The sequence below is a fragment of the Bacteroides sp. AF20-13LB genome (genome assembly GCF_003603065.1).
Lineage (GTDB): Bacteria > Bacteroidota > Bacteroidia > Bacteroidales > Bacteroidaceae > Bacteroides > Bacteroides uniformis.
This window is the reverse complement of the sequence record NZ_QTMH01000012.1, coordinates 85,055-107,105: the sequence shown is the minus strand read 5'-3', so window position 1 is coordinate 107,105 and position 22,051 is coordinate 85,055. Positions and strand designations below refer to the sequence as shown.

The following is a 22,051-nucleotide window of genomic DNA, read 5'->3' as shown; positions in this document are numbered from 1 at the left end:
ATCACCTTCTCAATTATCCTTAAATTTATTTCGGTTGCTTTCCGATATAAGCCAAGATACCTCCGTCTACATAGAGGATGTGACCGTTTACCGCATTAGAGGCTTCCGATGCCAGGAACACTGCCGGACCGGTAAGTTCTTCCGGAGCCAGCCAGCGGCCTGCCGGAGTCTTGGCGCAGATGAACGAGTCGAACGGGTGACGGCTACCGTCGGCCTGCTTTTCACGCAGCGGAGCAGTCTGCGGGGTAGCGATGTAACCCGGACCGATACCGTTACATTGGATGTTATATTCACCATATTCAGAGCAGATGTTGCGAGTCAGCATCTTCAAGCCACCCTTGGCAGCGGCATAGGCCGACACAGTCTCACGACCCAGTTCGGACATCATAGAGCAGATATTGATAATTTTACCGTGGCCCTTCTTCATCATGGCAGGCAGAACAGCCTTTGATACGATGAACGGAGCATTGAGGTCGATATCGATTACACGACGGAAGTCAGCAGCCTCCATCTCGTGCATAGGAACACGGCGGATGATGCCGGCATTGTTTACGAGGATATCAACAGAGCCTACTTCCTTTTCAATCTGGGCTACCATGGCCTGAACAGCAGGTTCATCTGTCACATCACATACATAACCGCGTGCCTTGATACCCTTTTCAGTATAGGCAGCCAAGCCTTTGTCTACCAACTCCTGGTTGATATCGTTGAAACAGATAGTTGCTCCTTGCTCTGCAAAAGCTGAAGCGATAGCAAAACCGATACCATAAGAAGCACCTGTAACAAGGGCTACTTTACCTTCCAAAGAAAAATTCAAATACGGATTCATAACGTTAAATTATTAAGTTTAAATAAGTGATATTCTATTTATGTACGATTTGCAAGTAGTTTATACTCAATGGAAACTTTATTTTGGGAGAATGCCTTCCCTATAAGGAAATCGCAGCGAATGCTTTTCATATCGTAGCTTTTCACATAATCGGGATGCTCAGCATAGCGAATTTCATAGTTCGTTTTCATGATTGCACTACATTTAATAGGTTATAACTTCAGCCATCAAATACACATCGTTTGCGTACACGATGCAAATGTAACAAAAGAAAATGGAGAAACCGTATAAATTTGTGTCAATTATATAGCAATATCGTTCAAAGATTCGTAAAAAGAAAAAATCTATACCTATAGTGCCAACAAGAGGGGGAAAGAATAACAAAAAAACCCACTAAAACTTGCGATTTTAGTGGGTTTTTAGCTGCAATTAGCTGTATCGTAGTTGGACTACCAGAAAACAAACTTCTTTAATAATCCAATATGATATTCAATATCTTAGCAAACATGTTTATCATACATGGCACCGATTTTGGCACCTAATAGTACGCAAACATACCCATCCGCAATCTGGAAAGAACTCTAATTATAAGGACAAAGGTATGAGTTATTTCGGAATTAATAGACAAAAACGGATAAAAATCGTATTTAATAATGGTATATTTGCCAAGCCAATTGATACTAATTATTCAAAAACAATATGGAAAATGACCCCTATACACAAGGAATAATACGAAATGTAAAGCACAATCTCATCGCAGGTATCATACTCGCCGTCATAGCTACACTCGTAAGTCTCATTGCATGCTCTCCGGGAATGACTATCGAAGAGAACGAAAAGCCGCCGCATATCGTTGACGATTGGCCGGAGGCTACTGATACAATCAATATCATACCTGACAGTGTTCGTGACATGACTCATGCAGACAGTATCCGCTTTGGATTGCTTCCTCCGGATGATTGATAGCAAACCGAAGTCCTGCAGCAACAGATGGACTCCGGAACCTGCCGATAGGTGATAGCAATCAATAGCAGCTCAAGAAGATTGGCCAATGAAAATTGATAGCAGATTTCCCTTCAGGAATGGCAGCCGGTTAAAAGATTTGCCACCAGTCCTATTGTGCGTTGTGCACGGAGCATCCGGCTCTTCGTCTGCCCCTGCCCCCAATGCGTGCCGCCAGCCCGCAGGCGGGCACCCAGGCAGCACGCAAAGGGTGCAGCGGCTACGGCGGTACTCCGTCGCGGGCATAGGCAGGAGAGATGGTGTTGCCGCGCGGGCTTCCGGCTTCTGTGGCCGTGCCGCCTCCCCCTTTGGGATTGCTTGTACATGGCGGGGCAGGCCGCCCTGGGACAGTGTTGCCGCGCTCCCGGTATCGTCGGGCCCGTCGCCCGCCGATGTTGCGGTGGCCGTATGCTCCAGCGGTATTGCCTTTTTTCTCTGCCGGGGCAGAAAAAAGAGAGAGGTTCTTAGTATTCAACATAATAATCCATATCGAGGGGGCGTCGCAAGCGCCGGCTATTCCCCTCGATAAATATTATTATATTTAATACCGGTACCTACGTCAGCGCTCCCTCCGGTCGTCAGAGCTGCCGTAATATCGCAGTTCCTCGCCCCCACGCCTGGGGTGGAGGCATCTCCCTCCGGCTTCGCCGGGCTGCATGCTCCCTGCGGAGCGTGTCTCTGTGCGCCGCCTGCCGTCCGGCCAAGCCTTGGGGTGTGTCCGCGAAGCGGCCAATACCTTTCCCACCGGCTTCACCGGACGATGCCGGGAAGCCTCCCATACCCCTGCATATCCATCGGGCAGTTACTCCGTATATTTTCCTTTTTTTCTTCACAAAGATAGGCTCCGGCCGCCATGCAATCAAGAACCGGCTGCGCCTATCCGGAAGAAAAAAATCCTGAGCGCCGGGACGGCGTGCGGTTTTTTCCTCCCGGATTTCTTGCTTGCATGTCGTCCTCCACCTGGGTGGAAGTTTAGAAAAAAGGGAAAAAATGTGGTGGGCGTGCGCGGTGGAAAAGCTGTCAATCCGTCATTCGCGGCACAAGAGACGGGAAGTTTTCACACTAATTATTAGGAATTTACAAGAAAAAAGCCTATCTTTGTGTTACTGAAATAGGGAGACACCCTGCCATCAATAACTGTAATACGGAAACAAAAGCATGAAAAAGGAATTGGGAAAATGGCTGATGGATATAGCCAAGTACATCACCACCGCCGTGGTGCTGACCTCGATTTTCGGAGAAGTGGAACAACAGTGGATAATCTACGCGGGAGGTACGCTTGCCGTAGCCTTGTCACTGGGCTGGGGCTTGTACCTCGTACGCGACAAAAAGGAAGGAGTATAATATGGGAGCACTGATAATGTTTGCATTTATAATCGTGGTTGCCAACGCAGCCGGATTGTATTACTGGTACCAGGAACATAAGAGCAAGCCCAAGAACACGGGCTGCTAAACCTCTAAACGCTGCGCTATCGGCATGACGGGCTTCTTCATCCATGACCAACCCCAACAGTACCCGAATTCTGAAAACGTCCACCTACGGGCTGGAGACTTCGCCCGACGGGCAGGAACTCTTCTTGTGCCGTTACAAGAAACCGGGCTGGAGGCTTCGCCTCGATGATGCCGCCACCGACAAGACCAAGCTGGCCGCAACGTTGCGCAAAGCCGCCGAATGGCTCACCAAACGGCAGGGATAACCGCACACCGGCACCATCACAGCGCACGCCCACCACATTTTTTCCTTTTTTTTCTAAACCCCATTCAGGTGGAGGACGGCATGCAAGCAAGAAATCCGGGAGGAAAAAACCGCACGCCGCCCCGGCGCTCAGGATTTTTTTCTTCCGGATAGGCGCAGCCGGTTCTTGATTGCATGGCGGCCGGAGCCTACCTTTGTGAAGAAAAAGAAGGAAAATCCACAGAGTAACTCTCTTTGAACGCTATCTACATTTACATCGCATTAGCTTATGTTTTTCAACCCTACATCATCCTGCGGCAAGTACGGAAAAATGTCCGGAATGTCTCCATGGCAGCACATATCCATACGCCCGGCACCACCCGGCCGTTTTTTGCTTTCGTTTTTTCAAATCCTGCCGGGACAAAAAAAAATCGCCCCGACGTTTTTTCATTTCGTCGGGACGATTTCAAGTGTTTCTTGCGTGGAAAACGAAGGATTAGCCCAACGGATTCTCGCCCTGGTCGCCATCACTTCCACCGCCTCCGGGATTCTCACTTCCACCGTCCTCGGAGCCGCCTTGGCCTTTGGTTGCAACAGTAGAGGTTTTCTTGTAGGACAATGTCTTGCAAATGTCCTTCAGTTCCTTGCAGGGAACAAACACGATACGCGCCTTCTTGATGTTGGCAGCGGTGAATTTATCGGCAGACACTACGCCTTCGGTACTAATGGCCAGACGGAAGGAGCCGAGGTCGTTGATACGGACAATCTGACCGCTGGCCAGCTTTTCCTTGGCAATGTTCATCACGTTGTCCATCACGGCCTTGGCATCGGCACTGGTCACGGTGGAACGGTCGGCAGCGGCACGGGTAAGCACGTCAAAGGTACATTCGTCAGTAGCTTGCACCTGGGCGTAGAACTTGGGGGCTTCCTGCGGTTTCGCAGGATTCTTGCGGGCTGATACGGAATAGGATACAGACATGGTAAAATAGGGGTTAAAGGGTTGATGTATATGTTACGCCTCCCCATCGTGAAGAAGCAGAACAAATGTACGCATGTACGCGCGTAAAGTCGGGCGGTTCATGAGGATGCGTGCTGATTTGTGCAGATATATGCCGGATTGTTACCGGTTGTTACCCCGACTGTTACGGACTGTTACCATTGTTACCGGTTGTTACCTACTGTCCGGGCACGAAAAAGCCGCTCCGTGATGGGGCGGCTTCCTCCGGAACTCACGTCGGGCGGCTACTTGTTCCCAGCTTTTTTATCACCCGGTTTTCCCAGCAGGGAGGCGATGAAGTTGCGGAAACTCTCGTTTGTAAATACGAATTTCAGGACACTGAGTGTCCATTTCAAAGCGGTTTTCATAGCGGTATCACGTTTTAAATGTTCGCTGGCGAAGGTACGGAGCAGTGGAATAGCCACGGCCGCTATGTGTGGTTGTGTACGGATGAGTGTGTTTTTCGTGCGGTTCTGTCACCCGTTGCGGTGGAAGGCCTCGGCGCAAAGCGGAGCATATTCCGTGGAGGCGTCGAAGCAGGGACACTGCTTGAGCCACTCTTGCGGCTCAATGACGCCGTTACCGTTCAGGTCGGGACTGAGGTCGCGATGGCCGCAGACGGTGCTTTTGGGGTACAAAACGAGCAACTGCCGGATGAGGAAGCGCAGCGCTTCGCGTTGCTGCGGTGTACGTGTATCGGCGGCGGCCCCGTCGGGCTGCAGACCGCCTTCGTAGGCAATGCCGATGCTGTGGGCATTGAAGCCCCGCACATGGGCGCCGACAGTATCGAGAGGGCGCATCGGGAATACGGTGCCTTCCCGGGTGATGTAGAAGTGATAGCCGCAGGCGGTGAAACCCCGCTGCCGGTGGAGGCGGTCGAGGCTTTCCGGGGTAAGCTGGCGGTCGCACCGGGAAGCGGTGCAGTGCACTACGATAAGGTTGACGTTTCGGTTACAGTCCAGACGGAGCGTCGGCAGATTGGCGGTAGACATTGCGGCAGTGGCGGCTGCAATGGGTTGGGAAACGATAGCGGGTTGTGTCATGAGCGTGCTGAAGGTTGGGGTTACTGTATAAAGGTATAGGTGGCAAACGCAGTGGCAGAACGTCAGAATGGGGAGCCGAAGGCAACCGCTATCAGGTCTTTCTGCCGGGGTGTCAGTACGCGGGCCGTCAGGTGGTAGTGGGTTTCGTCGAGGGCTTGCAGCAGTTCGGGACTGTCTTTTATCCAGGCTTTCAGGCGGATGCTGGCGCTTGCCGGCGCGATGTTGGGGAAGTAGAGCACGGCCAGCTCCTTGAAACCGTAGGAACGGTTCTCCAGCTGGCGGGCGGCAGGGTGACGGGCAATGCCGGATGCAGGACGGCAGGTGTCGGTGTTGCGTAGGGATGTGCGGAAAACGTCGGAGGTCATAAGCATAAAGGTTTGATTTACATCAGTAAAGGTACGTCTTTTTGTACGGAATGCCACGGATTGCAGGCCAAGACTATATATAAGTATAGTTAGGGGTACCCGATAACTACCCGATGTGTGTGCAAAGATGTGTGCAGACTGCCCGGCATCGTCCGGCGAAGCCGGTGGGAAAGGTATTGGCCGCTTCGCGGACACACCCCAAGGCTTGGCCGGACGGCAGGCGGCGCACAGAGACACGCTCCGCAGGGAGCATGCAGCCCGGCGAAGCCGGAGGGAGATGCCTCCACCCCAGGCGTGGGGGCGAGGAACTGCGATATTACGGCAGCTCTGACGACCGGAGGGAGCGCTGACGTAGAAGCAAGGGCGTATTGTTAACATAATAGCGAATATTTTTAGCGTAGCGCAGCCGGGAATCAAGCGAAGCGCCCGGCTGAAAAATATTCTTATTATGTTATAAAAACTCGCCCTCCTCTCTCTTTTTTCTGCCCCGGCAGAGAAAAAAGGCAATACCACTGGAGCATACGGTCGCCGTAACATCGGCGGGCGACGGGCCCGACGATACCGAGAGCGCGGCAACACTGCCCCAGGGCGGCCTGCCCCGCCGTGTACAAGCAATCCCAAAGGGGGAGGCGGCACGGCCACAGAAGCCGGAAGCCCGCGCGGCAACACCATCTCTCCTGCCTATGCCCGCGACGGAGTACCGCCGTAGCCGCTGCACCCTTTGCGTGCTGCCTGGGTGCCCGCCTGCGGGCTGGCGGCGTGCATTGGGGGCAGGGGCGGACGAAGAGCCGGATGCTCCGTGCACGACGGGTGGCAGCACTACTCCCTCAACGCCACCGCCTGCAACCGTTGCAGTGCCTCGACATAACCGCACAACGCGCGGCGCATCTCGGTAAACTCCTGCTCCCTCTCCCGCCGCTGCTTCGCTTCCTCCCGATAATGGGCACAGAAACGGGGATACTCCTTCATCACGTATTTCAGCGCTTCGCTGCCGGTAGATTTACCCACCAGCGCCTTCAGCCGCTCCAACTGCTCCGCTTCCTCCGCTGTCAGCCGCAGGGTGAGTGTCGATACCTTCTCCGTGCTCATGGCCGTATCTCCTTCCCGTTTCCGGACGCTGCCCGAAGCGCTGCCGCCACTTCCTCACGGTTCATCCACCCGGCACGCTCGAAAGCTTCCCGATAGGTCCGGTACTTCACGCCGAAGCGCTCAATCGTTACTCCGCATGCCGTGATGCGGTGTGCCACACACCACCCGTGCGCCATCTTGCGAGGGTAGTACTTGCCGCTAATCGGAGCGGCTGCCGTCTGTTGTCCATTCGTCATTTTCGATGTTTTTTTGCTCATGAGGCGTACCACATGAGCGTTTTTCCACTGTTTTCGCTCACGACACACACGCCGGGAGCGCACTTTGTCTCTGGCTTCCCCCCCTCACGAAGCCTTGGCAGGCACCGCCTTCCGCAGCTTCGAGAGGATGTACCTTGCCGGCATGTTTATCTTGCCCTTCGACCTCCGCACTTCGTCGATTGCCTCGCGCAACGCCCTCTCCTGCCCTTGCGCCGCCTCGAGCACCCGTTCGAGGTCATAGCTCGGCACCTTGACCTGCCGCAGCATCTGCCGCAATTCTTCGGACGTGTCGGCCGCCTGCCGCCTTACCGTGAGCCGCCCCGCCGCCACCAGCGAGCGAAGCGAAGGCAGCAGGTAGCTGCACACCGTGAGCCTGCCCCGGCTCTGCCGCACCTCGTCGGCCAGCGCCCACAGCGGCGAGCCGTCGGTATCGATGCCCTCTATCGTGCCTATCCAGCGGACATCATCCGGGGCAATGCTCATCGACCTGAACAGTAGCTGCAGTCTCTCCTTCCCCGAAGAATGCGAAGCTCTCTCCTCCTCCTCCCTTGAGGGGGAGTTTGAGGAGGAGTTTTTATTAGCATAACTCTTAATAGATTTGTCGCATTCTTCTGAGAAGTTTCCAGAAGTTTCCGGAAATTTCTGGAAATCTTCCGGAAACGCTTCCTCCTCCTTTGCTTCCAGCTCCGACAGAACCCGCTTCCCAACGCCCTCTGCCCCCGTTTCCGTCTGTGCGGTTACAGCCGGAACGGCAGGCACCGGCGCAGCGGTTCCCGGCACATCGGTAACGGCTTTCGGCACTGCACCTCCCTCGGCTTTCGGGATGATCCGCATCGGCGGCAACTCTTCCCTCGGGAAAAGCTGCGGCAACGGTTCCGGCGCCTGGACGGTCTTCTCCGTTTCAACCAGCCGTAGGTCTTCCTCGATGGCGGGTGTCTTCTTGCACACCTTGCAGATGTCGATGTAGCGCGTCTGTATGCTCCTGGCCGTCAGCACCCCCTTCTCCTGCCACAGCCGGTTGTCGAAAAGCCCTATCTCGGCGCAGTAGCCGATGATGGCCGTCACCTCTTCCTCCTCGATGTCCCAGTATTCGGACACGTCGAAAAGATGGTCTTCGGTGAACGTCAGGCAGTAGCCCCTCACCCGGTAAATCTCGTTGAGCACGTACTGATAGACAGCATACCCTGCACAACGGTACTTCTTCTTCAGGCGCTTTATCTTGATGTCCTGAAAGCGGTCCGTCTCCGCCTTGTAGTAACTGAAACCCTGCTTAGCCATACTCACTCCTTTCCTGCTATGATTTTCACCAGACACGCCTCTATCTCCTCGCGCTTGTACAGATAGGTTTTCCCGAAGCGGTAACAAGGCAGCTCGCCCTTCGTCCGCAGCAGCTTCAGCGTGGAGTTGCTGATAGAGAATATACGTGTCACGTCCGCACTGCGCAGATACTCCTTATCTGTCATTTCCGTCAGGCATTCTGCCGCCTGCAGGGCATTCTGTTCAAAAAGTCTCTTCTTCATATTGATAATGTATGTTTATTGATTACTTGCATGATTGTCGCCCTCCTTGACCTTGTTGGCATAAAGCTCTTTGAGTTGTGCCATGTCGTCCATCACCTTTTTGTCCACAATCTTGGCATACAGCTGCGTGATGGTGAGCGAGGCATGCCCCAGCATCTTGCTGACCGTCTCGATGGGGATGCCGTGCGATAGCGTGATAGTGGTGGCGAACGTGTGCCGGGCCATGTGGTAGGTGATGTCTTTCCGGATGCCTGCCGCTTTGGCGATGGTTTTCAGATAACGGTTGATTGCCTGGTTGCAAGGCACGGGGAAAATGGGCTGCTTCGCCTTCTCTCCGTGATAAGTGGCATACCTCGCTATCAGCTCCTCGGCAGGCTCCAGCAGCGGCACCGCCACACGCTGCGAAGTCTTCTGGCGGTGGTAGTTGAGCCAATGCGAGCCGTCTATCCCCAACGTGATGTTCTTATTCGTCAGCATCAGAATATCCACGTAAGCCATGCCCGTATAGACGGAGAACATGAATATGTCCCTCGCAATGCCCAAGTGGGGCGGCAGCGTGACTGCCTTGAGCCGCCTGATTTCTTCCTCCGTAAGATACCCTTTTTCCACATACTCCTTGTGCACCTTCAGCAGGCATACCGGGTTGTTCGTTATCCACTCATTCTGTATGGCCAGATTCATAATCCGCTTGAACCGTGCGATATGCTTCAGCGCCCCGTTGACGGCACAGCGAACCGTACCTTCACGGCGGTAGCCCTGCAGGTAGGCGAAGAACTCATAGACAAAAGCCTTGTCTATGGCCTCTATGGAATAGTCTGAGAGATGGAACTTGATACGAACGAAATCGAGCAGGTGTTTTCTTGTGACGATATATCCGCGGTAGCTTCCCGGGCGCAGGTTCTTGCGCTCTACGGCCTCGTGATAGTCGAAAAGTTTGGTGATGGTGGAGTATTCGTTCTCTTTGGCCTTGAACTGCAGCTTGAAGTTTTCGATGCTCAGTTCATAATGTTTCTGCTGAATCCGTTCGACGGTTTCAGTGACGAGCAGCCCGGTTTCCTCGATAACCCGGTTTGCTTCCCGGTCAGCTTCTGTCTTTCCGGCAGCCCTCTGCGCCTTGGCAATCCACGATGCCGGACGTATTGATACATTCAGGGGAAAGTCGTATCTTTGTCCCCCGACAGTGACTCGGCAATACAGCGGGACTGTATTCGCCTCTTTTTTGGTTCTGCTCTTTCTTGCCCAGAACAGAACTGAGATTTTCTTCGTTACACTCATTTTTTAGTAGTTCATGAGTTCCTTCGAAGATTGCGGTAAAGGGAGGTTGCTGTGTCACCTAATTTGGCACCGAAATCGTGTCTGTTTTTTTCGATGCCTATTTAGAAGTAACAAAAAAACCCACTAAAACTTGCGATTTTAGTGGGTTTTTAGCTGCAATTAGCTGTATCGTAGTTGGACTACCAGGATTCGAACCTGGACAAACAGAACCAAAACCTGTTGTGCTACCATTACACCATAGTCCAAACATAGGGCTTTCTGTTAAAAAGCGGTGCAAAGATAAAAGGAAGCCCCGAAATATCCAAATATTTCGGGGCTATTTTTACTGCCGAAGCATCATTTCCTTAATTACTTCTCTTTAGGCTACCGTTATTTGGCGATAATCAGATAGTAATTCTTCTTGCCGCGCTGTACCAGCAGGTATTTTTCGTCCAGCAGGTCGGCTGTCGTAATCACCTGGTCGAAAGCAGCCAGTTTCTCCTTATTCAGAGAAACGCCACCGCCTTGCACCAGCTTACGCATCTCGCCCTTGGAAGCGAATACAGCAGCATTATCCACGAACAAATCCACCGCCTTCACACCGGCAGCCAGTGCATCACGGGATATTTCGAACTGGGGAACACCCTCGAACACAGCCAGCAGCGTATCTTCGTCCAACTTCTTCAGTGCATCGGAAGTTGCATTGCCAAACAAGATGTTGGATGCATCCACAGCAGCGTTATAGTCCTCTTCGGAATGAACCATGATAGTCACTTCCTTGGCCAGGCACTTCTGAAGGACGCGCAAATGGGGAGCAGCCTCGTGCTCGGCCGTCAGAGCATCAATCTCCTCCTTGGACAGTGCAGTGAATATCTTTATGTAGCGTTTGGCATCCTCGTCGCTCACGTTCAGCCAGAACTGGTAGAACTTATATGGAGAAGTGTAGCGCGGGTCGAGCCAGATGTTTCCGGACTCTGTCTTGCCGAACTTGCCACCGTCGGCCTTCGTAATCAGCGGGCTGGTCAGTGCAAATACCTCCCCACCGTTCGTACGGCGAATCAGTTCGGCACCGGTGGTGATGTTACCCCACTGGTCGCTGCCACCCATCTGGAGCTTGCAGCCTTTGGTTTCATACAGATGAAGGAAGTCGTACCCCTGCAACAGCTGGTAGGTGAATTCCGTGAAGGAAAGACCGTCACGTGCCTCACCGTTCAGACGCTTCTTTACAGAATCTTTCGCCATCATATAGTTCACGGTGATGTGCTTACCCACTTCACGGGCAAAATCGAGGAAAGTGAAGTTCTTCATCCAATCGTAGTTGTTCACCAACTCGGCACGGTTGGGGGCATCCGAATCAAAATCCAGGAACTTGGAGAGCTGGGCCTTCATACCGGCCAGGTTGCGCTGCAACGTCTCTTCCGTAAGCAGATTGCGTTCGGCAGACTTTCCGGAAGGGTCACCAATCATACCCGTAGCACCGCCAATCAGTGCCAACGGCTTGTGTCCGCAACGCTGGAAGTGACGCAAAATCATCACACTGCAAAGGTGCCCGATGTGCAAAGAGTCCGCAGTAGGGTCGAAACCAATGTATGCAGTCACTTGTTCCTTAGCCAGAAGTTCTTCCGTACCCGGCATCATATCGTGGAGCATGCCACGCCATCTTAATTCTTCTACAAAATTCATCGAATGATTAAGTTATCTGATTAATTATTTAAGTGATTATCTATGAATTGTTTGATTCCTATTTTAATCTGCGCAAAAATACGACTCTTTATCCGAAGAAACAACTCTTAGGGTTTAAAAAAGACTTTGCAGACATTTCTCCGGAGTGTTTCTCCAAGCTCCTCGGGAGAGATGCCGCGCACTTCGGCAGCGCGTGCATACAATTCCCCGATGGAAACTTCGCTTTCATCCGTTTCGATGAACAGCCGGTCGGCAGGTACCCGGCACAAGGCTGCTTCCTGGTATTTCTCCCCGAATGAAAGGTAAAAACCATGTTTCAGATATTCCTCCGCCAGCGCCGCCTTGCCACGGAAACCATGTATTATCCACGGATTCGACGGGCGCAAGTCCCGCTTCACCTTCAGCAGTTCATCGACCGCCTTCACCAGATGAATCACCAGCGGCTTTCCCACTTCCTCTGCCAAACATGCCTGGCATCTGAACACTTCCACCTGCAAATCCATCGGAGCATCTGCCAGCTTGTCCAGCCCGGCTTCGCCCACGGCAAGTACTTGGGGATGGCGCACTAACTCCTCCAGGCCGCACACCCTGCTAGCCACAGCACCTTCAACTCCTGAGTGTTCACCTCCACTCCGACCTATATGCCAGGGATGTATCCCCACCGAATACCATCCGCCGCTCTGTGGAGAGAACGTTTCGGGATAGCAATTTGCAATGGCAGTTCCGGGTACTTGCGGAAGCCGGTGTGTATGTATGTCAACTGGAATATTCATGGAACGGGATCATATCCGGAACCTCCCCAGGGATGGCAGCGCAGAATGCGCCTGACTGCCAGACAAAACCCCTTGAAAGGTCCGTGTTTCTTGATGGCCTCCACCGCATATTGCGAACAAGTGGGGGTAAAACGGCATGAAGGCCCTATCATGGGCGATATGCACTTCTGATAGAAATAGATGGGAAGCAGCAGCAGATATGAAAGCAGACGCTTCATGACACCTGCGGAGTTTGCTCGGCTTCAGCATTTGCCGCTACCTTCTCGGCAATGCGTGCCAAAGCTGTCTTCATACGGTCCTCAATGACAGAAGAGTCTACCAACTGGTCCGAAAGATAGATGAAGGCCACGGCCAGACGGCACTTTTTTTCCGTCAGCACGGCCAGCAGTCCGTGTTTGTTCATGCGGTAGGCTTCACGTATCTGGCGTTTCACGCGGTTGCGCTTCACCGCCCGCTTGAAACGGCGTTTCGAAACACTTACAAGAATGGAAACGGGTGCCTCCAACTCCTCCACCGGCAGATACACCACACGCAAAGGGAAAACCGAAAACGAGCGTGAGCCGCCCGCAAACATCTTCTCTATCACTTTCTTCCTGTCCAACCGTTCGGACTTACGCAAGGTATTTGGCATGGGGTGATGAGTTATAAGTTATGGGTGATAAGTTATGAGTGATAAGTTATGGGGCGATACAAAAACGAGCTACAAGTACCTGGCGACATAAAAGCACAACCACTTGTAGCTCAATTTTATAAATCCATTGTTATGCCTACAAGCTATAAGCAAATCACTCATAACTTATAACTCATAACTCCTTTTACTTTCCTTTATTATTCTCCTTGATAAACATGTCAAGCGCCGCCGTCATTGAGGGTGCCTGCACGCTGGGAGCTTCCAGGTCAAGACGAAGTCCGGCATCACGGACTGCCTGGGCAGTGGTAGAGCCGAATGTTCCGATCTTGATTTCCTTCTGGTCAAAATCAGGGAAATTCTTCTTCAAGGCACTGATGCCTGCCGGACTGAAGAACACCAGCATGTCATAATCAAAAGCCTCATCTGCAGCAAAATCATTGCTGACAGTGCGGTACATGACAGCTTCCGTGTGCTGAATCTTATTCTTATCCAGCAGATTCTTCACGTCATCATTGTGTACATCCGACATCGGTACCAAGTACTTTTCAGTCTTATGCTTAACAATGGAAGGTATCAAATCGTCAATCTTCCCGGTGTTTCCGAAGAAAATCTTACGCTTACGATACTGCACATACTTTTGGATATACAGAGCAACGGCCTCCGTCACGCAGAAATACTTCATTGTTTCGGGAATTGTCACACGCAATTCTGTACACAAGTGGAAGAAATGATCAATAGCATGACGCGAAGTAAAAATAACGGCAGTATGATCCAAGACCGAAATTTTCTGTTGTCTGAACTCTTTCGCTGAAAGGCTCTCCACTTTGATAAATGGGCGAAAATCTATTTTCACACCATACTTCTCGGCGATGTCGTAGTAAGGAGATTTCTCTGATGCCGGTTTCGGCTGCGACACAAGTACTTTCTTAATTTTCAACGTCCTAAAATTTTATTATCAAATAATCGTTTAGCTGCGTCACGCCTTGATATAACACAAAACAAGGCATGATTTCAAGGGCACAAAAGTACACAATTAAAAGCAAACCGCCATATAAATTGTTACAAAAAAGCTTTAACCACTTGTATAACATCAATATTTTAGCAAAAAAGGCTAAAATCAATCCTATTATTATCGTCAGCTGCAAACTCAAATCAAAATAGACTATGAACAGAGCAAACGGGAAAAGGGCGAATCCCAAGTAATAAAGTAGCGTAGAATAGGACTCAAGCCATAGCGTTGTAACACTTTCGTCAAAAAAAATCCAACCCAGAAAAGAGTAGAGCATCCACTTCAAGCACAAATAGAAGAGACACACACCGATGTAAATCCCCAGCAGAAGCCCCGGCGACACATGACGTACCAGTTCCGGCTGTATATCATTGAAGTAGCTGAAGATACAGACACCCGCAAGGATGCAAGTCTGCAGGATGAGCAGCAGCAAATAGCGCATATCGGCGGCTGTGGAAGTGGCAAATATGCTGGTACGTTCGCGATGAAGCAGGAAATCCTTCACCAGCTGCAGCAGGAACTTGCGGCTGCGTGACAAAACATAGGCCGACAGAAAGAAACAGCACAAAAGAACCACGGTGATGCCATCGTCCATTCTCGGAGAATATGGAATAGGAATCCCCTCCGTCCCCACTACTGCCCAAGCCATCAACAGCCCTATCATATTGCAGCGAATTTACGGATGGAGGCGTCCCACAAGGGAGTGGTATACATCAGTTCCACGGCTTCCTGCGGTGTCTGCGCCACATGCCAGATGGCACCGTGCTGCACGCGCATGAAGTTTTCGTCCACTGCCTGCCGGAGCATATCGAGCAGAGGGTCGAAATAGTTCTTGACATTCAGTATCACAATCGGGTTCAGATACAGTCCGAGTTGCTTCCAAGTGATGATTTCCAGCAGTTCTTCCAGGGTGCCGCAACCACCGGGCAGGGCGATGACGGCATCGCTCAGGTCGGCCATTGTCTTTTTCCGCTGGTGCATGCTTTCCACTTCCACGAGTTGGGTAAGTCCGGTGTGATGCCATCCCTGCTCCACCATGAAGCGGGGAATGACGCCCGTCACCTCTCCCCCTGCCCGGAGTGCCGCATCGGACACAGCGGACATCAGTCCCATATTTCCCGCACCATTAATCAGGCGAATTTGCCGCTGCCCCAGCAGAGTGCCCAACTCACGGGCTGCATCGAAATAAACGGAATCTATCTTTGTGCTCGAAGCACAATATACGCATACGGAATTTATCTTGTTCATCATCTTGTTACTTCCTTTTTTAGGTACCGCCACAAAGGTACATGATTTCGGGGAGATTTGAAACAAATTTCTTTCTTCCCACTTACGACGGGGGATTTTTCATGAGTCAATAACGGATTATGTGTGCCGCAGGCACTGATAAGGCACATTAAACAGAGCTACACCCTTTGCCCCGGATAGCTACACCCTTTGGGGTAAATGGCTACACCATGTCAGGGAAAGGGTGTAGCCTTATATAAAAGGTAAAATTCCCTGTTGACATATAGTGATGAAAGCAGGGAATCGTTCACTTTATTGAATCAGAGGACCTTATATATCAATATTCGAGCCAAAAGTAATCCGTCAAGGTCAATCCGATTAATAGGATTATTCCCGCAATAAGCATAGAGACTTGTATTGAAGTAATTTTCAGCAGAAGGGTCCACCGTCGTAAACCTTCCCAGCGCAGCATCATACATGCGTGCCCCATAATCATACAGATTCAACCCCTTCTTGCCATCGTACTCCTTGCCGTTGTATTTATAAGGCTGCACATTGCCTGAACTTGCAAACACACCACCGAAGGGATAGTAATGGTTCGCTTCCTCAACAGCACCGCTGGAACTGAGGACAACGCGGTTGTTTCCCTGATGGTCCTGCAGGTAATAGTGATACTTCTTGTCCGAAAGCGTAACATACCCCTCTTCCGTAAGAAGAAGCTTGGCAACACCGTTTTCATAGACCACATTGCAGCAATACACAGTAGGAACCGGATTGCCCGAACCATCTGCCTCCTTATACATCATGCGCCGCTTGATGCCGTCGGCAGTATAGCCATACTGTATGAAACCGCCGGAAGCAAAAGTGACGCCCGTTGGCAAATTTAATACATTATACGTAATATTGCTAATTCCCTTGTTTAAATCTTTGGTCAAATTGCCGTTCGCATCATAAACGTACTCGTTCGCCTGCTTAACACCGTCCTTGAACTCGAAGCCATTGTTGTAAGCAGAAGTCGTAGCGGTATCGTCCACATGATTCAGCAGATTGCCCGTAAGAATGATTAGGGCGTAGACTGATGCGGAGGTCTGCCCGTAGCACTGCGAAGACAGGACATTGTCGTTCTTGTCGTAACCGGTCACCTTTTCTGTATAGCGGCCTGCGCCGTGGGTGAAAGCAGTCAGACGGTTAAGGCCGCCGTATCAGTATTAGAAAGAAAAAAGCTATCCTAACATGCAAGATATAAGATATCTGATGTTAGGATAGCGATAAAATAGTCAATTCATATCAGGTCAAGACGCCCTAATTATCAATACAAAAGAGACTGCGTTTGTTTATGATAAACTGCATTTTTCTTTTGAAGATTTACGGCTATTGACAAGAGAAGCTATTAAATAAAAGATATTAATGATTACATAGCATAGAAAAAACTGCCACACTTTAATCGTTTCTTTTAGCCACTCCTCAACCCATAAGATATCAATTTTATCCCCACATCGATTTTCAATCTCATATTTATAACTAATTTCACAATTAATAATTGCGCATACAATTACTAATGAAAGAATTATTGATGTGGCAACAAACACAATTCTAAGCCATTTCATAATCTATCTTGTTTTATAAACTACACCTCCAGGTTTGGATATTCTCACTAAATGATTCTGCATTGATATTGGAAGAATAAATCTGTTGACAATAGGAATAGTAGTCCATGTTCCAAAATTGCTTGTTTGTTGTAGCCTTGTCTCTTTCAGAGCATTTGACCCGCTTTTATTCAATACATCAGATACCATTGTTGTACAATTATTACTTGTCAGCTTATATTCATCAATAATACGAGCAGAAGAACTGTTATAATAATCACTTTTAGGATTATCTGGCATTGTAGTTGACATATTAAACTTTTCGTCTAAAATATTAGCAACTTTTTCATCTGCCACATCTGTTACTACAAATACAGACATTCCGCCAGCTGCTTTTTTGTCATTGTAAGCTTTTGCTTCATCCCCCATTAACTTTAAAAGAACACCGGAACCGTTTCCTAAAGAATTAGAGCTTCTATCTGGTCCTTTGTTAGTCCCATTGTATCGTCCGTAGCTATAAACAGTCATATTAGATCCTTCACCAACACTAATCCACGTGTGACCAAAGGACTGAGTTTCAGTGTAAACTCTAATACTATCTCCATTCACATCAATATTCCCAACCGGACTATTCGCCCCATACTGATACGGAGACATCGAATAATATTTCTCGGCAAATCTGTCATTCGTCGTAAACCTACCCAATACCGCATCATAATGCCTCGCCCCATAATCATACCAGTTCACCCCTTTCTTCGCATCAAGCTCCTTGCCGTTGTACTTGTAAGGCTGCACATTGCCTGAACTTGCAAACACCCCTCCGAATGGATAGTAATGGTTCGTCTCCTCTACCGTGCCGCTCTGGTTGATGACTACCCGGTTGTTACCCTGATGGTCTTTCAAGTAATAGTGATACTTGCTGTCACTCAGAGTAACATAACCCTCATCAGTCAGCAGCAACTTCTGAACACCGTTCTCATAGACCACGTTTCCGCAATAGTCCGTCGTGGTGGTAGTGCTGCCTGTCTTATGGACAGTTTTCAGCTTTGTGCCGTCGGCTGCATAGGTATAGGTGACGGTGCTGCCGTCATTGAACGTCACCACACTGGGCAAATTTAAGCAATTATACGATATATTGGTAATTCCCTTGTTCAAATCTTTAGTTAAATTCCCGTTGGAATCGTAGTTGTATTCATTCGCCTGCTTCACGCCGTCCTTGAACTCGAAACCGTTGTTGTAAGCAGAAGTCGTAGCGGTATCGTCCACACGATTCAGCAGATTGCCCGTAAGAGTGATCAAGCCGTAGACTGATGCGGAGGTCTGCCCGTAGCACTGCAAAGATAGGATATTGCCGTTTTTGTCGTAACCGGTCACCTTTTCTGTATAGCGGCCTGCGCCGTGGGTGAAAGCAGTCAGACGGTTAAGGCCGTCGTATCAGTATTAGAAAGAAAAAAAGCTATCCTAACATGCAAGATATGAGCTATCTGATGTTAGGATAGTTATTAAAGAGATTAGTCAACTAAGACAGATTATTTCTTATTAATGTTAAGCAACCAATATACAGCCAATGATAAAGCATAAATTGCATATATAACTACTATTTCAGCATAATTGACAAGAGCATGTATTTCATCTAATCTGTCACTCACTACCGGGAAAGTGCCTTTACCACCTAAGGGCAAACAGTCTTCTATGGAATATTTTATCACTAAATAATAATTAAGAATAAAACCTATCCCATAGACAATCATCAACAATGAGAATATCAGAAATACCATTAAAATAACCTTTTTCATAATTACCATTTTGTTCCAGCTCCATGCAAATTAAACTCTTTCTTTATTTCATTATAAGTAATTCTTCTGATACTATGCTCATCCTCTTTAGACATTACTTTCAAACGGTCTCCTAAAGAAGCAGGGGCTTTAGAATCTTTCAAATCCAAATCTTTTTTTACTCCCTCTTGTATACCTTTTATGGAAGTGGTAGCGCAGTTGTTAATAAATAAATTATATTCATCAATAACTTTCGCATTTTCTTTACCTGCATACTTACCTTTTTGAGGTATTTTATTACTATTATTTAATTGCTTATCAAAGTGTTTCGAAACAAGTTCATCTGAACCTTTTGTAAACTCATATCCCACTGCTTCATTAGCAAGCATTTGATCCTGAATAAAGCTAATAGCATCTCTACCCGTCAATTTAATAAGCACTCCTTCTCCTGTAGGCGAAGTATTCCGTGCCGAACTTTTATCTTTTCCCAATTCTCCATATCTACCATAGGTATACACAATTGTATTATCACCATTGCCAACTGTTACAAATGCATGTCCAAAACCTTTTCTTTCGATATAAATTCTTGGCAGTCTCCCGTCTGCATCAATAAATTTGATAGGATTATTCAAACAATACCCATACGGACTCATCGGATAATACTTCTCTGCCAGTGGATCAACTGTCATAAACCTACCCAATGCTGCATCATACATACGTGCTCCATAATCATACCAATTCAACCCCTTCTTGCCATCATACTCCTTCCCGTTGTACTTGTAAGGCTGCACATTGCCTGCACTTGCAAACACCCCTCCAAATGGATAGTAATGGTTCGTCTCCTCTACCGTGCCGCTCTGGTTGATGACTACCCGATTGTTACCCTGATGGTCTTTCAAATAATAATGGTACTTGTTGTCGCTCAAAGTAACATAACCCTCATCAGTCAGTAGCAGCTTCTGAACACCGTTCTCATAGACCACGTTTCCGCAATAGTCCGTCGTGGTGGTAGTGCTGCCTGTCTTATGGACAGTTTTCAGCTTTGTGCCGTCGGCTGCATAAGTATAGGTAATCGTGCTACCATCACTAAAAGTTACTACACTAGGCAAATTTAAACAATTATACGATATATTGGTAATTCCCTTGTTTAAATCTTTAGTTAAATTCCCGTTGGAATCGTAGTTGTATTCATTCGCCTGCTTCACGCCGTCCTTGAACTCGAAACCGTTGTTGTAAGCAGATGTGGCTACAGCATCATCTACACGGGTCAACTGATTACCACCGAGGGTGAAAGTCAGGTTATCTATCAGACCATAGGTAGAAGCTCCGGTTTGACCGTAGCGTTGCAGGGTCTTGATGTTGCCGTTCTTGTCATAGGCGGTTACATTCTCACTGAAACGGTCGGTGTTCGTATTGATGCCGGCTGTTTCGCCGTAGGTCGCGTTCAGCAGCCTGTCCAGCCCGTCGTAGGTGAACTTGTAGCCGCGGACGGTGCTTTCCGTTCCCGACTTCCAAGTCATGCTGCTGATGCTGTTATTGTATTTGGCTGTTGTAAAACAAATTCCGCGTAAGCTTGCTTCCACTGATACCCGTCAGTCAGCCGCGGACATTGTAAGTGTACGACTGCTTGTTCACGGCAGAACCGTGCAACGACTTGCTCTGTAGACGGCCCAGATTGTCATAAGCGTAGGCGGCAAGCGTTACCTTACTCGAATCATCAACCTGATACTTCAAGAATAGTTCACGTTGAACAGGCTGATTATGAGATGTCCGACAAGACAATACCTCTCAAGGTGTCAGGAATACTAAAAAGTCCAAAGATTAGATACAATGCCCCCTAAAAGTTGGATAAAATACTTTTAGGGGGCATCTCAGCAATATTAAAACACATCAGATGAAGAATATCTGCTGCAAATCACTTCGTTACCTTCGTCCATACTTCCTTAACATATACACCAAAACTATAAAATTCATAATAGGGACCAATATATATATCATAGGCAATTCAAAGAATAGAAATAAAAGGAACATTATAAGACCTAAAGCTACTGAATATAAAAAGCATATACCTAAAAATATAATGTTATAGGTATTACTCTTAATAACTATTCCAAGAAATGATATTAATAACAATATGATTGCGGCAATAAAGGTCTCAATGGATTTAAACGATAAAAGCCAAATACTTTGTACAGCCCCAAAAAACGGTATTGTTAATTTTAATATATTCCCTTTTAGTATCATTTATTTCTCCTTATTATGTATCCTAATGGATTGTTCTTTTCTATAGCCTGATATGCCTTACTTGGCAAATAAGGATTTACTTTTACATTGAAAATGTTCCCAGTTTGCCTATTGGTTACTTTCATTTTGTTCATTGTTTCTATACCAGCTTTATTTAATGATTTTTGAACTACGATGGAACAATGATTGCCCACTAAAGAATACCCTTGATCTACAGTTTCAAGAAATGTATTCTTGATGATTCTATCCTGTTTCTCCGTTGTCGGAATAAGATAGCCTTCTTGATAGCCATAACCATTAACCTTGCCACTTTCTAGGTCCTCCTTAGAAGTATTCTGATTATACTCACTATCCAGAAATGCTTGGGGAGTAGGCCAAGAAAGCTCCCCTTTATTATCTTGAGGACCGCCTCCTAAACTTCCTTCTGTCGAGTTATATATTTTATCGCCATTGAAAGAATAGTATTCCCAACGATTAGAACTATTCTGAATTAATAAACCTAAATGTTCACCACTCGTATAATTAAGTACTACAATACTATCTCCGTTCACATCAATATGCTTAACTGGATTATTAGCCCCATACTGATACGGAGACATCGAATGATACTTCTCAGCAAATCTGTCATTAGTCGTAAACCTACCCAATGCCGCATCATAATGCCTTGCACCATAATCATACCAGTTCAACCCCTTCTTCGCATCAAGCTCCTTGCCGTTATACTTATAAGGCTGGGTATTGCCTGTACTTGCAAACACACCACCGAACGGATAGTAATGGTTAGTCTCCTCTACAGTGCCACTCTGGTTGATTACTACACGGTTGTTCCCCTGATGGTCTTTCAAGTAGTAATGGTACTTGCCGTCGCTCAAAGTAACATAGCCTTCATCGGTCAGCAGCAACTTCTGAACACCGTTCTCATAGACCACGTTTCCGCAATAGTCCGTCGTGGTAGTAGTGCTGCCTGTCTTATGGACAGTTTTCAGCTTTGTGCCGTCGGCACCATAAGTATAGGCAATCGTACTACCGTCACTGAACGTGACCATATTGGGCAAATTTAATACATTATAGGTAATTGTACTAATTCCCTTG

The 22,051-nt window shown here is 48.4% G+C and carries 26 protein-coding genes, 1 tRNA gene and 3 pseudogenes; 3 read left to right on the top strand and 27 right to left on the bottom strand.

Going from position 1 to position 22,051, the window contains the following annotated elements; all coding sequences use genetic code 11:
- Positions 1 to 25 precede the first annotated feature (25 nt).
- Complete coding sequence (locus DWX62_RS15730; protein WP_005831048.1) at positions 26 to 829, bottom strand: gluconate 5-dehydrogenase; 804 nt, start codon at positions 827 to 829, stop codon at positions 26 to 28.
- A 56-nt stretch (positions 830 to 885) separates the two neighbouring features.
- A pseudogene (locus DWX62_RS22360) lies at positions 886 to 1,020 on the bottom strand (5-keto-4-deoxyuronate isomerase); the annotation flags it as partial.
- A gap of 508 nt (positions 1,021 to 1,528) precedes the next feature.
- Here DWX62_RS22360 and DWX62_RS15720 point away from each other — a divergent pair.
- Positions 1,529 to 1,792, top strand: coding sequence for a hypothetical protein (locus DWX62_RS15720; protein WP_057098000.1), 264 nt, complete (start codon positions 1,529 to 1,531; stop codon positions 1,790 to 1,792).
- Between the two features lie 259 nt (positions 1,793 to 2,051).
- On the opposite strand, the gene DWX62_RS15715 is transcribed toward DWX62_RS15720, so the two are convergent.
- Both DWX62_RS15715 and DWX62_RS21825 read right to left on the bottom strand, forming a co-directional pair.
- Positions 2,052 to 2,309: a hypothetical protein gene (locus tag DWX62_RS15715; protein WP_057097999.1), complete on the bottom strand. Its 258-nt coding sequence runs from the start codon at positions 2,307 to 2,309 to the stop codon at positions 2,052 to 2,054.
- 100 nt (positions 2,310 to 2,409) lie between these two features.
- Positions 2,410 to 2,664: a hypothetical protein gene (locus tag DWX62_RS21825; protein ID WP_133303609.1), complete on the bottom strand. Its 255-nt coding sequence runs from the start codon at positions 2,662 to 2,664 to the stop codon at positions 2,410 to 2,412.
- A 325-nt stretch (positions 2,665 to 2,989) separates the two neighbouring features.
- On the opposite strand from DWX62_RS21825, the gene DWX62_RS15705 reads away from it, so the two are divergent.
- The gene (locus tag DWX62_RS15705; protein WP_057097998.1) at positions 2,990 to 3,175 is read left to right on the top strand and encodes a DUF6722 family protein; all 186 of its coding nucleotides are present in this window, start codon (positions 2,990 to 2,992) and stop codon (positions 3,173 to 3,175) included.
- Between the two features lie 152 nt (positions 3,176 to 3,327).
- Positions 3,328 to 3,528, top strand: a complete 201-nt coding sequence (locus DWX62_RS15700; protein WP_229095783.1) for a transcriptional regulator — start codon at positions 3,328 to 3,330, stop codon at positions 3,526 to 3,528.
- Between the two features lie 474 nt (positions 3,529 to 4,002).
- Here the strand turns inward: DWX62_RS15700 and DWX62_RS15695 are convergent, their stop codons facing one another.
- From DWX62_RS15695 to DWX62_RS22345, 23 genes and pseudogenes are all read right to left on the bottom strand, one after another.
- Positions 4,003 to 4,485 carry an HU family DNA-binding protein gene (locus DWX62_RS15695; protein ID WP_117962908.1) on the bottom strand — a complete coding sequence of 161 codons (483 nt, stop codon included), beginning with the start codon at positions 4,483 to 4,485 and terminating at the stop codon, positions 4,003 to 4,005.
- 263 nt (positions 4,486 to 4,748) lie between these two features.
- A complete protein-coding gene (locus tag DWX62_RS22500) occupies positions 4,749 to 4,871 on the bottom strand; it encodes a hypothetical protein (RefSeq protein WP_255425204.1) in 123 nt (40 codons plus the stop codon).
- A gap of 108 nt (positions 4,872 to 4,979) precedes the next feature.
- Positions 4,980 to 5,495 carry an N-acetylmuramoyl-L-alanine amidase gene (locus DWX62_RS15685; RefSeq protein WP_117962981.1) on the bottom strand — a complete coding sequence of 172 codons (516 nt, stop codon included), beginning with the start codon at positions 5,493 to 5,495 and terminating at the stop codon, positions 4,980 to 4,982.
- Between the two features lie 113 nt (positions 5,496 to 5,608).
- Positions 5,609 to 5,848 (bottom strand): DUF4248 domain-containing protein, encoded by a 240-nt coding sequence (locus DWX62_RS22540; RefSeq protein WP_057098044.1) that lies wholly within the window; start codon positions 5,846 to 5,848, stop codon positions 5,609 to 5,611.
- Positions 5,849 to 6,730: 882 nt separating this feature from the next.
- Positions 6,731 to 6,919 (bottom strand): hypothetical protein, encoded by a 189-nt coding sequence (locus DWX62_RS15675; RefSeq protein WP_229094247.1) that lies wholly within the window; start codon positions 6,917 to 6,919, stop codon positions 6,731 to 6,733.
- Between the two features lie 77 nt (positions 6,920 to 6,996).
- Positions 6,997 to 7,236, bottom strand: coding sequence for a hypothetical protein (locus DWX62_RS15670; protein ID WP_120173014.1), 240 nt, complete (start codon positions 7,234 to 7,236; stop codon positions 6,997 to 6,999).
- 105 nt (positions 7,237 to 7,341) lie between these two features.
- Positions 7,342 to 8,535: a DUF4373 domain-containing protein gene (locus tag DWX62_RS22150; protein ID WP_207389425.1), complete on the bottom strand. Its 1,194-nt coding sequence runs from the start codon at positions 8,533 to 8,535 to the stop codon at positions 7,342 to 7,344.
- Positions 8,536 to 8,537: 2 nt separating this feature from the next.
- The gene (locus tag DWX62_RS15660; RefSeq protein WP_057097992.1) at positions 8,538 to 8,777 is read right to left on the bottom strand and encodes a helix-turn-helix domain-containing protein; all 240 of its coding nucleotides are present in this window, start codon (positions 8,775 to 8,777) and stop codon (positions 8,538 to 8,540) included.
- A 15-nt stretch (positions 8,778 to 8,792) separates the two neighbouring features.
- Positions 8,793 to 10,052, bottom strand: a complete 1,260-nt coding sequence (locus tag DWX62_RS15655; protein WP_120172998.1) for a site-specific integrase — start codon at positions 10,050 to 10,052, stop codon at positions 8,793 to 8,795.
- 174 nt (positions 10,053 to 10,226) lie between these two features.
- A tRNA-Gln gene (locus DWX62_RS15650) sits at positions 10,227 to 10,297 on the bottom strand.
- Positions 10,298 to 10,421: 124 nt separating this feature from the next.
- Positions 10,422 to 11,714, bottom strand: coding sequence for a tyrosine--tRNA ligase (gene tyrS / locus DWX62_RS15645; RefSeq protein WP_005834072.1), 1,293 nt, complete (start codon positions 11,712 to 11,714; stop codon positions 10,422 to 10,424).
- Positions 11,715 to 11,821: 107 nt separating this feature from the next.
- Positions 11,822 to 12,487, bottom strand: a complete 666-nt coding sequence (locus DWX62_RS15640) for a TatD family hydrolase (protein ID WP_009037550.1) — start codon at positions 12,485 to 12,487, stop codon at positions 11,822 to 11,824.
- Positions 12,484 to 12,705 (bottom strand): membrane protein insertion efficiency factor YidD, encoded by a 222-nt coding sequence (gene yidD, locus DWX62_RS15635; RefSeq protein WP_005831056.1) that lies wholly within the window; start codon positions 12,703 to 12,705, stop codon positions 12,484 to 12,486. Before yidD ends, DWX62_RS15640 begins: the two co-directional genes overlap by 4 nt.
- Positions 12,702 to 13,118 (bottom strand): ribonuclease P protein component, encoded by a 417-nt coding sequence (gene rnpA, locus DWX62_RS15630; protein WP_120172997.1) that lies wholly within the window; start codon positions 13,116 to 13,118, stop codon positions 12,702 to 12,704. The genes yidD and rnpA overlap by 4 nt, the downstream gene beginning before the upstream one ends.
- Positions 13,119 to 13,302: 184 nt before the next feature.
- Complete coding sequence (locus tag DWX62_RS15625; protein ID WP_005834069.1) at positions 13,303 to 14,055, bottom strand: uroporphyrinogen-III synthase; 753 nt, start codon at positions 14,053 to 14,055, stop codon at positions 13,303 to 13,305.
- Positions 14,056 to 14,059: 4 nt separating this feature from the next.
- Positions 14,060 to 14,791 (bottom strand): DUF4271 domain-containing protein, encoded by a 732-nt coding sequence (locus DWX62_RS15620; RefSeq protein WP_005831062.1) that lies wholly within the window; start codon positions 14,789 to 14,791, stop codon positions 14,060 to 14,062.
- A complete protein-coding gene (locus DWX62_RS15615) occupies positions 14,788 to 15,375 on the bottom strand; it encodes a TIGR00730 family Rossman fold protein (protein ID WP_034526017.1) in 588 nt (195 codons plus the stop codon). The genes DWX62_RS15620 and DWX62_RS15615 overlap by 4 nt, the downstream gene beginning before the upstream one ends.
- 299 nt (positions 15,376 to 15,674) lie before the next feature.
- Positions 15,675 to 16,496, bottom strand: a complete 822-nt coding sequence (locus tag DWX62_RS15610; protein WP_117878863.1) for an RHS repeat-associated core domain-containing protein — start codon at positions 16,494 to 16,496, stop codon at positions 15,675 to 15,677.
- A 192-nt stretch (positions 16,497 to 16,688) separates the two neighbouring features.
- On the bottom strand, positions 16,689 to 16,961 hold the full coding sequence (locus DWX62_RS15605; protein WP_005831065.1) for a hypothetical protein: 273 nt from the start codon (positions 16,959 to 16,961) through the stop codon (positions 16,689 to 16,691).
- A 3-nt stretch (positions 16,962 to 16,964) separates the two neighbouring features.
- Positions 16,965 to 18,386: pseudogene (locus DWX62_RS15600) on the bottom strand (RHS repeat-associated core domain-containing protein); the annotation flags it as partial.
- 83 nt (positions 18,387 to 18,469) lie between these two features.
- On the bottom strand, positions 18,470 to 18,736 hold the full coding sequence (locus tag DWX62_RS15595) for a hypothetical protein (RefSeq protein ID WP_225982726.1): 267 nt from the start codon (positions 18,734 to 18,736) through the stop codon (positions 18,470 to 18,472).
- Between the two features lie 2 nt (positions 18,737 to 18,738).
- Positions 18,739 to 20,425 (bottom strand): annotated as a pseudogene (locus DWX62_RS22350) (RHS repeat-associated core domain-containing protein); the annotation flags it as partial.
- 530 nt (positions 20,426 to 20,955) lie between these two features.
- A partial coding sequence (locus tag DWX62_RS22345; RefSeq protein WP_243636280.1) for an RHS repeat-associated core domain-containing protein occupies positions 20,956 to 22,051 on the bottom strand: 1,096 nt, incomplete at its 5' end.

Bases quoted from the DNA above. Each gene is read 5' to 3' on its own strand.
- yidD (WP_005831056.1), bottom strand. From the start codon at position 12,705: ATGAAGCGTCTGCTTTCATATCTGCTGCTGCTTCCCATCTATTTCTAT.
- DWX62_RS15660 (WP_057097992.1), bottom strand. From the start codon at position 8,777: ATGAAGAAGAGACTTTTTGAACAGAATGCCCTGCAGGCGGCAGAATGC.
- DWX62_RS15695 (WP_117962908.1), bottom strand. From the start codon at position 4,485: ATGTCTGTATCCTATTCCGTATCAGCCCGCAAGAATCCTGCGAAACCG.
- DWX62_RS15615 (WP_034526017.1), bottom strand. From the start codon at position 15,375: ATGAACAAGATAAATTCCGTATGCGTATATTGTGCTTCGAGCACAAAG.
- DWX62_RS15685 (WP_117962981.1), bottom strand. From the start codon at position 5,495: ATGTCTACCGCCAATCTGCCGACGCTCCGTCTGGACTGTAACCGAAAC.
- DWX62_RS22150 (WP_207389425.1), bottom strand. From the start codon at position 8,535: ATGGCTAAGCAGGGTTTCAGTTACTACAAGGCGGAGACGGACCGCTTT.
- tyrS (WP_005834072.1), bottom strand. From the start codon at position 11,714: ATGAATTTTGTAGAAGAATTAAGATGGCGTGGCATGCTCCACGATATG.
- DWX62_RS22500 (WP_255425204.1), bottom strand. From the start codon at position 4,871: ATGAAAACCGCTTTGAAATGGACACTCAGTGTCCTGAAATTCGTATTT.
- DWX62_RS15700 (WP_229095783.1), top strand. From the start codon at position 3,328: ATGACCAACCCCAACAGTACCCGAATTCTGAAAACGTCCACCTACGGG.
- rnpA (WP_120172997.1), bottom strand. From the start codon at position 13,118: ATGCCAAATACCTTGCGTAAGTCCGAACGGTTGGACAGGAAGAAAGTG.
- DWX62_RS15730 (WP_005831048.1), bottom strand. From the start codon at position 829: ATGAATCCGTATTTGAATTTTTCTTTGGAAGGTAAAGTAGCCCTTGTT.
- DWX62_RS15595 (WP_225982726.1), bottom strand. From the start codon at position 18,736: ATGAAAAAGGTTATTTTAATGGTATTTCTGATATTCTCATTGTTGATG.
- DWX62_RS15670 (WP_120173014.1), bottom strand. From the start codon at position 7,236: ATGACGAATGGACAACAGACGGCAGCCGCTCCGATTAGCGGCAAGTAC.
- DWX62_RS15655 (WP_120172998.1), bottom strand. From the start codon at position 10,052: ATGAGTGTAACGAAGAAAATCTCAGTTCTGTTCTGGGCAAGAAAGAGC.
- DWX62_RS15640 (WP_009037550.1), bottom strand. From the start codon at position 12,487: ATGAATATTCCAGTTGACATACATACACACCGGCTTCCGCAAGTACCC.
- DWX62_RS15715 (WP_057097999.1), bottom strand. From the start codon at position 2,309: ATGTTGAATACTAAGAACCTCTCTCTTTTTTCTGCCCCGGCAGAGAAA.
- DWX62_RS15705 (WP_057097998.1), top strand. From the start codon at position 2,990: ATGAAAAAGGAATTGGGAAAATGGCTGATGGATATAGCCAAGTACATC.
- DWX62_RS15605 (WP_005831065.1), bottom strand. From the start codon at position 16,961: ATGAAATGGCTTAGAATTGTGTTTGTTGCCACATCAATAATTCTTTCA.
- DWX62_RS15620 (WP_005831062.1), bottom strand. From the start codon at position 14,791: ATGATAGGGCTGTTGATGGCTTGGGCAGTAGTGGGGACGGAGGGGATT.
- DWX62_RS15720 (WP_057098000.1), top strand. From the start codon at position 1,529: ATGGAAAATGACCCCTATACACAAGGAATAATACGAAATGTAAAGCAC.